Source organism: Epilithonimonas caeni DSM 17710 (assembly GCF_000426465.1).
GTDB classification, from domain to species: Bacteria; Bacteroidota; Bacteroidia; order Flavobacteriales; family Weeksellaceae; genus Epilithonimonas; species Epilithonimonas caeni.
Genome location: NZ_AUFK01000017.1, coordinates 88,819 through 102,392, shown reverse-complemented (window position 1 = coordinate 102,392; position 13,574 = coordinate 88,819). Strand labels below are relative to the sequence as shown.

Below are 13,574 nucleotides of genomic sequence, written 5' to 3'. Positions count from 1 at the left end.
TCAATAGTACTTTTTTTGAAAATACTGTTGATTCAATCTAACTGATCTGCGACCATTTATTTTTCCCTTTATATTGTTTGATATAATATTGCTTCATTATTTGATTATCAGGATGATTAAGAAGAGAATCTTGTTCCAGAATCTTTTCTACAGCTAGTTTCGAAGCTTTGATAATGCCAGAATCTTCTATCAGACTCAGTTTTTTGAAATCCACAACGCCACTTTGCTGAGTTCCGAGAATATCGCCAGGACCACGCAATTCCATATCAACTTCCGAGATTTTGAAACCATCATTGGTCTGAACCATCGTTTTGATTCTCGTTCGGCTTTCTTTGCTCAGTTTATCGTCTGACATCAGGATGCAATAGCTTTGTTCTGCGCCTCTTCCTACACGTCCGCGCAACTGGTGAAGCTGAGACAATCCGAATCTTTCCGCGCTTTCTATGACCATTACAGATGCGTTCGGGACGTTTACTCCAACTTCTATTACTGTTGTCGCGACCATTATTTGCGCTTGTCCGGAAGCGAAAAATTGCATATTAATATCTTTCTCGGCAGGTTTCATTTTTCCGTGAACCATCGTTACATTATAACTTTTGAAGAAATTCATCACATTTTCCAAACCTTCCATCAGGTTTTTATAATCCAAAGTTTCGGATTCTTCAATCAATGGATAAACAAAGTAAATTTGACGGCCTTTTTCTATTTCTTCTCGACAGAAATTATAAACCGAAAGTCGGTCTTTTTCCCGTCTGTGGGCAGTAATAATTGGTTTTCTTCCAACCGGCATTTCATCGATCACAGAAACATCCAGATCCGAATAAAAACTCATCGCCAATGTTCTTGGGATAGGTGTCGCAGTCATTACTAAAATATGAGGTGGAATATTATTCTTAGCCCAAAGTTTTGCCCGTTGTGCCACTCCGAATCTATGTTGTTCATCAATGATTGCCAAACCAAGATTCTTGAATTTAACTTTGTCTTCCAAAATGGCGTGTGTCCCGATCAGAATAGATAATTCTCCATTTTCCAGTTCTTCGTGGATGATTTTTCTCTCCGAAGTTTTGGATGAACCAGTCAAAAGTCGGACTTTGATTCCTGTATTTTCTAATAATTCCTGAATCGAATTAAAATGTTGTTGTGCTAAGATTTCTGTCGGTGCCATTAGGCAGGATTGAAAACCATTATCCATTGCGATGAGCATTGTTAATAATGCAACCATTGTTTTCCCAGAACCAACATCACCTTGTAAAAGCCTGTTCATTTGAGTCGAACGCTTCATGTCAGTTCGGATTTCTTTCAGAACACGTTTTTGCGCATTGGTTAATTCAAATGGAAGATTATTTTCATAGAAATTATTAAAATAATCGCCGACAATCGGGAACGGATTTCCAAATGATTTAGTTTTTTGATGAAGCTTTTTAAGTCCATAACCCAGCTGAAAGAAAAATGCTTCTTCGAATTTCAATCGTCTGTCAGCTTCTTCGAACTGTTTGAAATTTTTTGGAAAATGGATGTCATAATAAGCATTCACTCTGTCCATTAATTTCAAAGATTTCATCAGATAATTGGGTAAGTTCTCCGAAATTAAATTAGGCAGATCTTTCAGAAGACTGTAGATAACATTTTGAAAAAACTTATTATTGATTCCTCGTTTGGTGAGTTTTTCACTTCCTGGATAAACTGGTAAAAGTGTTCCATGCAAAGCTTTTTTTTCATCAGCTTCAATCTCCGGATGGGCCATAGAAAAGTTTCCGTTGAAGAAACTGACTTTTCCGAAAATAAAAATTTCTTTATTTAATGGAATCGAATCTTTCATCCAGTTCGTATATCGGAACCAGACCAGATCCATCGTTCCGGTATCATCCCGGAATTTTGCGGACAAACGTTTCCCTTTTTCGTAAACAACTTCCTGGATATCCGTTATTTTTCCTCTCAGTTGAAGATCCGCATCCGTTTCTTTTGTTAGATCACCGATCTTGTAAATTTTACTCTTATCGATATAACGAATCGGGTAGAAGGTCAATAGATCTTCCACAGTCGAGATTCCCAACACGTTTCTGATAAGTTTTGCGCGTTCGGTTCCGATGTTTTTGAGAAATTCTATGGAAGTTTCTAAAGTCAAATAAGGGAAATTTGTTCGACGAATTTCGGGAAAATTAAAATAAACCACAAAAGTCACAAAAGAAAAACATCATATTTGTCATTCCGTAGGAATCTAAGCTTTATCAAATCCAAAAAGATAAAATTAAGTTTGGCATTTTGCTAAGAGCTTTTAATGTTTCCGTTGGATTTAATTAGAAGATTCCTTTTCTTTTATCTTGGATCTAAACTTCTTCTGATAGCTTTCCCATTCTTTTCGGGTCTTGATGTTTTTATACTCATTTTTTGCGATCATTGTAAAATATGGCTCCACTTCTTTCGCTTTTAGAGCACCAGACAGGCTTGTGATCGGGTCGGTATTTTCATCCAGGAAAATCATTGTCGGGATAATGTTGATGTTCATGTATTTTGAGAACTGGTGTAGACCGTTCTTTCCCTTTTTGCTTTTGTAGTCAGGATTTGTGAATTTATGCCCTGCAAAAGTTACAGATTCGTTTCCATCGCTCTCAAACTTGACAGCATAATAATATTGGTTGATGATTTTTGCAATTTCCGGGTGATTGAACGTGTATTTCTCCATCTCCTTGCACGGCGCGCACCAATCTGCATAAAAATCGATGAGGATTTTTCTCGGTTCTTTTTTCTGAGCCTCCAGAGCCTGCGAAAGTGTTATCCAGCGGACTTGGGCGATTCCAAAGAATCCGGTTGTTAAAAGAAATATTAGTATTAGTTTTTTCATTTGTGTTTTTTTAATATACTTTTAATTACATTCTTATGGTTTAGACGTTTCAATTAACCTTTTTACTTTACACCCTGCATCAGTTTTTTTACGAATGGCGAAATCAAAATTAATATTACTCCGGCAATCAATGCATATAATCCCAATTGTTTATATCCATCGGTGTAAGTGATAAGAGCATCATGATTGGTGGCCCCGGATTTTACTTTTGCTAATCCTGCTCCTATTTGTCCTGCAACATATTGCCCATAAGCAGAAGCTAAGAACCACATTCCCATCATCATTCCCTGTAGTTTTTCTGTGGACAGTTTTGTCATAATAGACAATCCGATTGGTGATAGACATAGTTCTCCGAAGGTAATCACTAATAGTGCTATGGTAAAGATATTAAGCGAAGTTATCCCTTGCAGATTGGCGAAAAATTTGGTCCCGAAAAGGATGTAATAACCAAGTCCTAGGAATATAAATCCTAACCCGAATTTGTTGATGGTATTCGGTTCCAGTTTCTTTTTGTTTAACCAGATCCAAAGTAATCCAACTAATGGTGCCAGAAAAATGATAAAGAAGGCGCCTCCTGAGTTGTTGACGCCATTCGGATCCAATCCGAAAAGGTCTTTGTTGAGGTTCTTCGCTGCGAAAATACTTAATGAACCGCCGCTTTGTTCATAGATTCCCCAGAATAGGATCGAGAAAATAATGAAGATCAATGCTGCCCAGAGTTTTTTGCGTTCAGGTGCAGTTACTTTCGTCATCTCATAAAAAAGGTAGAGTAGTGTCAATGGCCCGACGGTCCACATAAAATAATCGGTGTATTGCGGAACAGAAACCATTATCATGATCAAGGGAATGAATATCAATGAAAGAATGTAAACGCCATATTCTTTCCATTTTTCTAATGGAGAAAAAGAACCATCCTTATTGGTCTTTTGAGGAGCAAGTCCAATTGGGCCGAGGCTTCTTTGTGTGAAAATAAAATTAATTAGACTGACAACCATTACAATAGCAGCTAATCCGAAAGCTACATTCCATCTTTTATGTTCTGGGATAAGATCAGAAAACATTTCGCCTTTTCCAATGGCGATACAGAGATAGCCACCTAAAAGTGCTCCAAGATTGATTCCTGCATAGAATAACGAAAATCCGGCGTCGGTTCTTGTATCATTAGGTTTATATAATTTTCCGACCATTGTGGAGATATTCGGTTTGAAAAACCCTGTTCCCACAACAGTGAACGAGATTCCCAAAAAGAAATAATCGTGAGGATTGGCAGCAAGAATAAGGCTACCTATAATCATCAGAATGCCGCCCCAAAACAAAGATTTTCTGAATCCAAGAATCTTATCTGCAAACAAACCGCCCACAAAAGTAAATGCGTAAACAAAAGCCTGCGTTGCACCATATTGTAGATTAGCTTGCTCATCGCCAAATTTCAATTGAGAAATCATAAAGAAAACGAGCATCCCCCGCATCCCGTAGAAACAGAAACGTTCCCACATTTCTGAGAAAAATAAAGACCAGATCTGTTTAGGATATTTTCCTTTGAAATTCTGGATTTCTTCAAGTGTAAGATTCATAGATGATAATTAAGGATTATCGGTTAAGCGCTTAGTAGAGCTATTGCATTTTGCATCCTACGAATTTAACAAAAAAACCTCTGAAAAATCAGAGGTTTTTTTAAGTCTTTTAGAGGTTTATGGTTTTATTCTTTAATGAATTTTGAATCGATCACAGAATGTTCGGTATAAACTTTCAAAATATAATATCCTCTAACAATATCCGAGACCGATATTTTGTTGTTTTCTACCTTCAAATTAGCTTTCATTAATCTTCCCGACAAATCTAAAATTTCTACTTTTTTAATTTTTTCAGATGTTTCGAGATTTAAAATATCTTTCACAGGATTTGGGAAGACAGATATTTTTTTGGTTTTAGAAATATTTTCAGTTTGTAATAATGAACAATCGCTTGTTACGGTAATATTTGTACTGACAAGGCTTTGTACGTAGCTTTTTTCTATCTCATCACAACAAATATATCTTAAACTAGGATTATCATGAATTATAACATATGCTTGGAAACTTTCATTTTTCATCAGTATTGTTTCTAGTTGATTGTTACTGCAATCAAAATATTCAAGACTGGAACAGTTTTGTAGTTCTAAAGTTGTTAACTGATTATGATCACAATACAGTTTCTTAAGATGACTTAATTCATCTAAGCTTAAAAAAAACAATTGATTGGAGCTGCAAGAAAGAATATAAAAATTTGTACAACCTTTTATATCCAAAGAGTTTATTTGATTGTAATTGCAATTTAAGACTTGTAAATTGGTCAAATCGTGTAAATCCAAAGAAGTTAATTGATTATCTGCACAATCCAAAATTGCGAGATTAGTACAATCTCGTACATTTAAAGAAGTCAAATTGTTGTAATAGCATAATAGTTTTTGAAGATTAACACATCCCTTTATATTCAACGAAGTAATTTGATTATTAAAACAATATACTTCTTCAAGATTAGTGCAGTCCTGTAAATTTAGTAATGCTAATCCATTTGCAATTTGACTGTCACATGACAAAATTTTAAGATCAGATAAACCTTGTAGATCTAATGTGGATAAAAGGTTTTTGCCACAATCTAATACTTGGAGATTAACAAAACTCTTTATGCCCTCCAAACTATGAATTCCATCACCATACAAAATGAGTTTGTATACTTGTTTAGCCTCTGTTTCTTGTATTTCGCCATCATTATTAGCATCTAGATCATATATGTAATTTCCATTTGTGTCCTGTGCATTTCCGGCTAATAAAGCTGCTTTAAAATTTACATCCGGAATGTTTACAATTTGTGCGTGCAATTTTATTAGAAAAAGAAAGGGCAGTAAAAAAAATAATCTTGTTTTCATATTTGTGTTTTTTTCGAATTTAAAACTATGAAAAAGATTCAAAAGCAAAACTTACTAATTAGAATTTGCGGTGTTTGAACTAGATTTGATGTGAAGGATGCTGTTTTGAATATATTAAAAAACCACCGGATATCCGGTGGTTTGAATTTATAGATCAATATGAAAGTTTTACTTCACACCATGCATCATTCTTTTAAGAATAGGCGATAAGAAAGCTAGCAATACAGATGCAATTCCACAAAGAACCACGAATACCATAAAAAATTCGAAAAGATTGTGAATGGTAAAACCTCCGAATGTTGTATATTCTGTCGGTAATTGAGCTGTAGCAAAAGCTTTTGCCTGCTCAGGATTCAGTGTTACTTTTTTGTCCAGAACATCCTGAAGATTAACACCGATTTCCTGTGCTTTTGCAAATTTGTCTCCAGTTGCAGGGATGATTGCTCCCAGAGTTCCTGCCAATGCATAACCTGCAGCATTCGCGATGAAGAACACACCATATAATAAAGATGAGAATCTTTTTGGCGCTAATTTACCAACCAAAGATAATCCGATTGGGGATAAACAAAGTTCACCCATAGTTTGGATAAGATAAAGTAAGATCAACCATTTGATAGCCAGTAATCCTGAGTTTCCAAGGTCTTTTACATTATAAGCAATGATGAAATAAGACAATGCGATCAAAGCTAAACCGATTGCTTGTTTCAAAGGAGAAACCGGTTCTTTGCCTTTTGCTCTCAATTTATCCCAAAGAATACTAAATGGTACCGCTAGTATAACTACAAATAAACCATTAAAAATTTGAACCATAGATGCCGGCATTTGCCAACCGAATAAAAATGTTCTATCTGTTTGATTAGATGCAATAAATGTTAATGACGAACCCGCTTGCTCAAATGCGGCCCAGAAGAAAATAATAAAAAACGAAACGATGTAGATTACCCAGATTCTTTGTCTTTCGATTTTGTTCTCAGCAGAACTCATAATCAGGAAAGCTAATGATACTCCTGCAGCATAAATGAAAGGATAAATAATACCTTTGATTAATTGACCCATTTCTACTGAACTGAAACCAAATTCATCTACCAAAAGATATCTGAATACAAAAAATAGAATTACAAATAAAACTAAAGTAATTCCAATCGATTTTCCAGAAAATTTAGCGGTTTGAGTTTCACCTTCTTCAAAGTCTTTTGCTGTATTATGTTTTGGTAATCCTCCAATTGGTTTTCCCTCAGGTGTTACAACGTATTTATTCTTTAAGAAGAAAAAAACCAGTGTTCCTAAAATCATTGCAATTGCAGCGAGTAAATATCCCCATTTGAAGACATAAGGGTCTTGTTTACCATCAATTACAACATCAGCTACAATAGGTACAATATATTGGCTTAATAATGCACCAATATTAATTCCCATATAGAAAATAGTGAAAGCTGAGTCTAATTTTGTTTTTTCACTAGGTGGATATAAGCTACCCACCATTGAAGAAATGTTTGGTTTGAAAAACCCGTTACCAAAAATAATAACTAATAGGCCTAACCAAAATAAAGTTTTCGAAAAATCTAAGCTTGTATCGAAGTTTGTAGCACTATAAAATAATAGAAGCTGTCCAATTGCCATCAAACTACCTCCCAACATGATACAGTATCGATTTCCTAAATATTTATCAGAAATAAAACCTCCTAAAAGCGGTGTTAAATAGCATAATGCCAAAAATCCACCATAGATGATCGATGCATTTGATTCTCCTAACATTAAAGCGTGAACCATAAATAGACTGAGAATGGCTCTCATTCCATAGAAGTTGAATCGCTCCCACATTTCCGTACTAAATAGTACCCACAATCCTTTCGGGTGTTTAGAATTAGATTGAACTGTCTCCATATAAATTAATTGTTAAATTTTCTTAAAGGTAACAAATATAGTTTTTTTTCATCAACGGTAAAGTTAAATTGCAACGGATACACAAAGTTTATCGAATATCATTCACCAATTATCATTTATCTTTATATAATGGAAATCAGAAAATCGACTTTGGAAGATATTGACCAAATTATGAATTGCATTGGCATTGCCAGACAACTAATGCGCGAAAGTGGAAATAATGTGCAATGGACCAACGGTTATCCGTCAAAGGAACTGATGCTGGAAAGTGTAGAAAAAGGTTATAACTTTTTGATTATCAATGATGACGAAGTGGTTGCTACTTTTGATTTCATCATTGATGATGACCCGAATTATTCATTGATTGAAAACGGGGTCTGGCTGAATGAAGAAAAATATGGTGTCATCCATCGTCTAGCGTCCAACGGGAAAGCAAAAGGAATCGCACAATTCTGCTTCGAATGGTGTTTTTCCCAATTCCCGAATATCAGAATCGATACGCACGAAACCAATATCGCAATGCAAAAAGTTCTGGAAAAACTCGGCTATGAAAAGTGCGGAATCATTTATGTAGCAGACGGAACTCCAAGACTGGCATATCAGAAGATAGATGATAAAGATAAATGATAATCGATTAATTGTGATTCAAATCAATAATCATTTATCGATCATCGTTTATGATTAATGCCCGCTTTCCTTCATTATTTTATTCAGCCTTTTCAGCATCGATAATCCCAATAAGGTTGCGAAAATCAAAAGCCCAAAATTAACCAGGAAATAATTGGCTTTGTGTTCATAATTGTACCATGTGCTGGCAAGGATTCCCGACAATTTATTCCCAACAGAATTCGCTAAGAAAAACCCGCCCATCATCAGTGCTGTCAATCTTGCCGGAGATAATTTGGAAACGAATGATAATCCCATCGGCGAAAGACAAAGTTCACCAATTGTCACTACGCCGTATCCCGCAATCAACCAAAGTGAAGAGACCTTTTCTGCACCGTTATTTCCAGCATAAACAGCAGCAACCATTACCAGACAAGATAAGCTGGTGATGAATAATCCCAAAACGATTTTTGTGGGAGTCAAAGGTTCTTTTCCCCGTTTTCTGAGCATTGCCCAAAAACCAACAATGACTGGCGTTAATGCAATCACCCAAAACGGATTAATGGATTGGAATAATTCTGTGTTGTATAGGAAAATAGGTTTGTCGGGATTGGATTCTAATTCTGCTTTTTTCTCAGCGGAAACATTCCTGAAATAAATATCTTTTCCGGTTTGCTTTAAAGTTTTGCCATCATCACCTTTTTGAGAACGGAATTGTTCGTCAAAAATCGGAGTTTCTTTGTCTGCATAGCTTTTTTCCTCTACAAGATAAAGTGAGGCCAGGGGTTTTTCTACTTTTTCAGAAACGCTTCTGTCTGTATAATAATTGGCCCATCTTGTCAAAGCCGTTCCGTTCTGCTTGAAAACCGCCCAGAAAAACATACTGATTAAAAATATAGAAAGCAAAGCGCCAATCGCAGGTTTCTCCAGTGGATTGGATTTGAAATAAAGAGAAACATAAAAATAGATCACAGGAATACAGGCGAAAATAAAGGCATCTGTATTCGTGCTTCCAAAGATATTAGTTCCAATAATCATCGTCGGAACAAACCAACCGATAACGCCTGCAACAATTGCAGGAACAAAAACCTTCATCAGGATTTCGGATAGTTTGGTGTCGCCTTCTTGTTTCGGTTTCATCTGTGCAGCGTGGAGGTAATGTTTTCTACCAATCGTAAAAATGACCAACCCAAGCAACATCCCGACTCCGGCTGTTATAAATGCTTCGCCCCAACCGAACTTGTTACGCATAAACGCCGCAATAATGTTACAGATAAATGCCCCGATGTTGATGCCCATATAAAAAATGTTGTAACCGGAATCTTTGTTCGCTTTGTAAGGCTCTTCTGAATAGAGATTTCCCAACAGTGTAGAAATTGTCGGTTTGAAGAAACCATTTCCAATGATAATCAATGCAAGCGAACCGTAAAATAAAGGCAGATCTTTAAAAACACCAACACCAATATAGCCAATTGCCATCAGAATACCGCCAAGATAAATGGATTTGATATAACCCAAAACACGGTCAGCTAAAAATCCACCAAGAAAAGGTGTGAGATAAGTCAACGCTATGAAGGTCCCGAAAATATCATCGGCATCTTTATCAGGAATCCCCAAACCTCCGGCAACGCCTTGCGGTTCTATCAGATAGAGAACAAAAATCCCCAGAATCAAATAATAACCGAAACGTTCCCACATCTCGGTAAAAAACAAATAAGGTAAACCTTTGGGATGCTTAGTCTTCATAATTTTAATTTTTCACAACGTTCCCAAAAATAGGATTTTAAATTTAATAAATGCAAAAGCCTTCCAATTTGAAAGGCTTTTGTTCTGTTTATTCTTTAAGCATTTGAAAATAAGGCATAATCCTATTTTTCATTTCTTCTCTTTCTGCGTTCAACTCAGCCTGGATTTTTCCTTTGTCTTCCTTCAAAGCTTTGATCATCTGCGAATAATTGTTAGGGTCTTTCAGTTTTTTATAACCTTTTGTTTTGCTGATGTAGCTATAATCATTGGCATCATAATGATCTTTCGCCATTTTTAGAACCTTTGCATAGTTGCCAGCATCTTTAGCCAGGTAGATAAACAGGCCTTCTTCGAGATAAACCTGGTATTCTTCGCTGAGATTATAATGCTCTTTTCCGCCTGAGTGGTTAAGGTCTTCCGTTCTCATTTTTCCCAGATAGAACAGGAATGCACTTTCATTATATCCGGAGTTCCTGAAATATTCCATCGATTTTTTGAAATAGCGTTCGGGATATTCCTTGTCAGCTGATTTCGCATCTGCGAGAACGTTTTTAGAATCGATTTGAGAAATTTTCCCAATTGATGATAAGGAATCTGATTTTTCAAGAACGTTTTTGTAAAGCAACAATACGTCTTTATCATTTTGAGCGAAAGTCAAAATATTACATAGAAATAAAGTTGTGATAAATATTTTTCGAATCATATTTTTAGAAATGGGATTAAAGATAACTTATTACCATCAATTAAAAAAATTGCTAACTTTGATTAGAATAAATATTCAGAAAATGGAAATCACAATAAAAGATTTGGAAGATAATCTCAAAACACTCCCGGAAGATTTATACGAAGAAGTAAATGATTTTGTAGAATTTTTAAAATTCAAATATTCATCAAAGTATAGTCAAAACAACATTCCGGATTGGCAAATTAATGAATCTGACAGGAGATTGAAATATATTTCTGAAAATCCAACCAGTATTGTGTCGGAATCCGAAATGAGACATTACATTACAAGATTAAAGAATGAAGAATAGAATTGATTTTTCTCCGTTTGTAAAGACGGATTTAAAAGAAATCAAGGATTGGTATCAGAAAATTAACAAAACCTTAGTCGATAGGTTTTTCAAAGAATTTGAAAATGAGACTCAACTTCTGTCACAGAATCCCTTGTCAAAAGAAGTTAAATATAAAGACTGCAGAATCAGTTATTTGAAAAGTTTTCCATTTGGTATCCATTACAAATATTTTGATTCGGATAATTCGATATTGATAATTGGTATTTATCACGCATCAAGAAATCCTGAAATTTGGAAATCAAGATTATAAAAAACCGCAAAAGAAAATATCTTCCGCGGTTTTTATCTTCCAGATTAAGTCTTCCGACTTCTGGCAGTTCTACAAATTCTCCAAAATAAAATTCGTCATCTTCTCATAAAGCTGAGGTCTGGTGTTTCCACCATAGATTCCGTGATTTTTGTCCGGATAAGCCATAAAATCAAATTGTTTTTTATTCTGAATCAATGCCTCTGAAAACTCCATAGAGTTCTGGAAATGAACATTGTCATCGGCCGTTCCGTGGATTAATAGGAATTTTCCTTTCAACAGATTTGCAAAAGTTGTCGGTGAATTCTGGTCGTAACCTTCAGGGTTTTCCTGTGGCGTTTGTAGGAATTTTTCTGTGTAAACTGTATCATAATATCTCCAGTTGGTCACTGGCGCAACAGCAATTCCCAACTTGAAAACATCTGCGCCTTTTGTCAGGGCCAATGAACTCATATAACCACCAAAACTCCAACCGAAAATTCCGATTCTTGATTTATCAATGTAAGATTGATTTCCGAACCATTTAGCAGCAGTAATCTGGTCTTCAATTTCATATTTCCCCAATTGTTTGTAAATGACTTTTTTGAATTTTGCACCTTTGTAACCTGTTCCACGGCCGTCCACACAAGCAACGACATAGCCTTTTTGAGCCAGCATTTCGAACCAGATTCCGTTTCCGCCGTCCCAGGAATTGGAAACCTGCTGAGAACCAGGACCGGAATATTGGAACATAAACAATGGATATTTTTTGTTCGGGTCAAAGTTTTTCGGTTTGATAATCCAGGCGTTGAGCTGGTCACCAACCGAGTTTGGAATGGTGATGAATTCCTTCGTTACAAAATTATCTTTTTGAAGCTTCGCAAGCGCTTCATTATTGTTTTGTAATTCTTTAATTTCTTTACCCGAAGCATCTTTCAAAACATATTTGTTTGGAGAAGCTGCTGTAGAATTGGTATTAATGAAATAATTAAATGACTTGCTGAAACTCGCCGAGTTGTTCCCTTCCGGATAAGAAATCAAAGTTGTTTTTCCGGAATTGATATTTAGCTTTGAAACTACCTTATTAAGACTTCCTTTTTCGGTTGTTTGAATGTATGCTTCTTTGGTTTTTGGATTGTAGCCGTAATAATCTGTGATTTCCCATTGGCCTTTTGCGATTTGTTTTTTTAGTTTTCCATCTTTTTCGTACCAATACAATTGTCTGTAACCATCACGTTCCGAAGCCCAAAGGAAAGAGTTGTCATCCAGAAATTCTAAGGTCAGATTGTCTGTTTCTATCCAGGCGTTGTCTGTTTCTGAAAATAATTTGGTCAAATTTCCGGATTTTGTATCTACTTTCAGCAAATCCACTTTGCTGTGATGTCTGTTGCTTGTTGCAACGACGATTTCGTTCGCATCGTTCGTTTGCCAAAGTTGCGGGATGTAATAATTCTCAAAACTTCCCAAATTCAAAGCAGTTGTTTTTCCTGAATTTAATTGATAAAGATTGGCGGTAACAGTAGAGTTCGTTTCGCCCGCTTTTGGATATTTATATCGCATTTCGGTTGGATAAAGCGATTTTCCATAGATTGGAATATAAATTTCCGGAACTTCCGATTCATCGAATCTCACAAAGACAATCGCATCGCCTGCTTTGTTCCATTGGTAATAATCTGCGTGAGAAAATTCTTCCTCATAAACCCAATCTCCCAATCCATTGATGATTGAATTTTTCTTCCCATCATTCGTAATCTGCGTGATTTTTCCTGAAGTCAAATCCTGATAAAATAGATTATTGTCAACGATGAAAGCTACCTTGCTTCCGTCCGGAGAAAATTTCGGTTCCTGAATATAATTTCCGTTATTAAGCGGCGTTACTTTATTTGATTTCAAATCCTTTACATCAAATTTTCCCAAAAATGAATGTCTGTAAATGTCCTGACTTTCTTTTTGTAACAAAATCTTGGATTCGTCCGGAGAGAAAATATAAGACTCAAAACTGCCATCCACAATGTTTCCAACTTTCTGAAACGTTTTGTAGCTGTACTTGGCAATGCCGTCTTTTTCTATGGTAGCATAGTTCTCGCCGTCGTTAAGAGAGGCAATTCCTGCAATTCCTTTTCCACGGTAATAGCCGGAGTAGATTTTATCGAGTGTGATTTCCTGTGCATTAATGTTTTGTGAGAAAACTGCTGCCATCAAAACAACAGAAACAAGGATTTTCTTCATTTTTAATATTTTAGAGTTGTAAATATAATAAAGAAATGTTGTTTAACGAAGCATTGC

The 13,574-nt window shown here is 35.7% G+C and carries 11 protein-coding genes; 3 read left to right on the top strand and 8 right to left on the bottom strand.

The window, feature by feature from the left end:
- Positions 1-37: 37 nt before the first annotated feature.
- From recG to K319_RS0110605, 5 genes are all read right to left on the bottom strand, one after another.
- Positions 38-2,125 (bottom strand): ATP-dependent DNA helicase RecG, encoded by a 2,088-nt coding sequence (gene recG / locus K319_RS0110625; RefSeq protein WP_027383650.1) that lies wholly within the window; start codon positions 2,123-2,125, stop codon positions 38-40.
- A 168-nt stretch (positions 2,126-2,293) separates the two neighbouring features.
- Positions 2,294-2,842 carry a thioredoxin family protein gene (locus K319_RS0110620; RefSeq protein WP_027383649.1) on the bottom strand — a complete coding sequence of 183 codons (549 nt, stop codon included), beginning with the start codon at positions 2,840-2,842 and terminating at the stop codon, positions 2,294-2,296.
- Between the two features lie 62 nt (positions 2,843-2,904).
- Entirely contained in the window at positions 2,905-4,416 is a 1,512-nt protein-coding gene (locus tag K319_RS0110615) for a peptide MFS transporter (RefSeq protein ID WP_027383648.1), read from the bottom strand.
- Between the two features lie 125 nt (positions 4,417-4,541).
- Positions 4,542-5,750, bottom strand: a complete 1,209-nt coding sequence (locus K319_RS21050; RefSeq protein WP_051230611.1) for a leucine-rich repeat domain-containing protein — start codon at positions 5,748-5,750, stop codon at positions 4,542-4,544.
- Between the two features lie 168 nt (positions 5,751-5,918).
- Entirely contained in the window at positions 5,919-7,634 is a 1,716-nt protein-coding gene (locus tag K319_RS0110605) for a peptide MFS transporter (RefSeq protein WP_027383647.1), read from the bottom strand.
- A 129-nt stretch (positions 7,635-7,763) separates the two neighbouring features.
- On the opposite strand from K319_RS0110605, the gene K319_RS0110600 reads away from it, so the two are divergent.
- Positions 7,764-8,261, top strand: a complete 498-nt coding sequence (locus tag K319_RS0110600; RefSeq protein ID WP_027383646.1) for a GNAT family N-acetyltransferase — start codon at positions 7,764-7,766, stop codon at positions 8,259-8,261.
- Positions 8,262-8,315: 54 nt separating this feature from the next.
- Here the strand turns inward: K319_RS0110600 and K319_RS0110595 are convergent, their stop codons facing one another.
- Positions 8,316-9,986, bottom strand: a complete 1,671-nt coding sequence (locus K319_RS0110595; RefSeq protein WP_027383645.1) for a peptide MFS transporter — start codon at positions 9,984-9,986, stop codon at positions 8,316-8,318.
- 88 nt (positions 9,987-10,074) lie between these two features.
- Positions 10,075-10,689, bottom strand: coding sequence for a hypothetical protein (locus K319_RS0110590; protein ID WP_156907092.1), 615 nt, complete (start codon positions 10,687-10,689; stop codon positions 10,075-10,077).
- Between the two features lie 82 nt (positions 10,690-10,771).
- On the opposite strand from K319_RS0110590, the gene K319_RS0110585 reads away from it, so the two are divergent.
- Both K319_RS0110585 and K319_RS20195 read left to right on the top strand, forming a co-directional pair.
- The gene (locus K319_RS0110585) at positions 10,772-11,020 is read left to right on the top strand and encodes a DUF2281 domain-containing protein (protein ID WP_156907091.1); all 249 of its coding nucleotides are present in this window, start codon (positions 10,772-10,774) and stop codon (positions 11,018-11,020) included.
- On the top strand, positions 11,010-11,312 hold the full coding sequence (locus tag K319_RS20195; RefSeq protein WP_034671674.1) for a type II toxin-antitoxin system RelE/ParE family toxin: 303 nt from the start codon (positions 11,010-11,012) through the stop codon (positions 11,310-11,312). Before K319_RS0110585 ends, K319_RS20195 begins: the two co-directional genes overlap by 11 nt.
- Positions 11,313-11,381: 69 nt before the next feature.
- Here K319_RS20195 and K319_RS0110575 read toward each other — a convergent pair whose 3' ends face one another.
- Complete coding sequence (locus K319_RS0110575) at positions 11,382-13,517, bottom strand: S9 family peptidase (protein WP_027383642.1); 2,136 nt, start codon at positions 13,515-13,517, stop codon at positions 11,382-11,384.
- Positions 13,518-13,574 lie beyond the last annotated feature (57 nt).

What these genes read in the sequence shown, in the direction of transcription:
- K319_RS0110590 (WP_156907092.1), bottom strand. Translation starts at nt 10,689, where the DNA reads ATGATTCGAAAAATATTTATCACAACTTTATTTCTATGTAATATTTTG.
- K319_RS20195 (WP_034671674.1), top strand. Translation starts at nt 11,010, where the DNA reads ATGAAGAATAGAATTGATTTTTCTCCGTTTGTAAAGACGGATTTAAAA.
- K319_RS0110600 (WP_027383646.1), top strand. Translation starts at nt 7,764, where the DNA reads ATGGAAATCAGAAAATCGACTTTGGAAGATATTGACCAAATTATGAAT.
- K319_RS0110615 (WP_027383648.1), bottom strand. Translation starts at nt 4,416, where the DNA reads ATGAATCTTACACTTGAAGAAATCCAGAATTTCAAAGGAAAATATCCT.
- K319_RS21050 (WP_051230611.1), bottom strand. Translation starts at nt 5,750, where the DNA reads ATGAAAACAAGATTATTTTTTTTACTGCCCTTTCTTTTTCTAATAAAA.
- K319_RS0110595 (WP_027383645.1), bottom strand. Translation starts at nt 9,986, where the DNA reads ATGAAGACTAAGCATCCCAAAGGTTTACCTTATTTGTTTTTTACCGAG.
- K319_RS0110585 (WP_156907091.1), top strand. Translation starts at nt 10,772, where the DNA reads ATGGAAATCACAATAAAAGATTTGGAAGATAATCTCAAAACACTCCCG.
- K319_RS0110575 (WP_027383642.1), bottom strand. Translation starts at nt 13,517, where the DNA reads ATGAAGAAAATCCTTGTTTCTGTTGTTTTGATGGCAGCAGTTTTCTCA.
- K319_RS0110620 (WP_027383649.1), bottom strand. Translation starts at nt 2,842, where the DNA reads ATGAAAAAACTAATACTAATATTTCTTTTAACAACCGGATTCTTTGGA.
- K319_RS0110605 (WP_027383647.1), bottom strand. Translation starts at nt 7,634, where the DNA reads ATGGAGACAGTTCAATCTAATTCTAAACACCCGAAAGGATTGTGGGTA.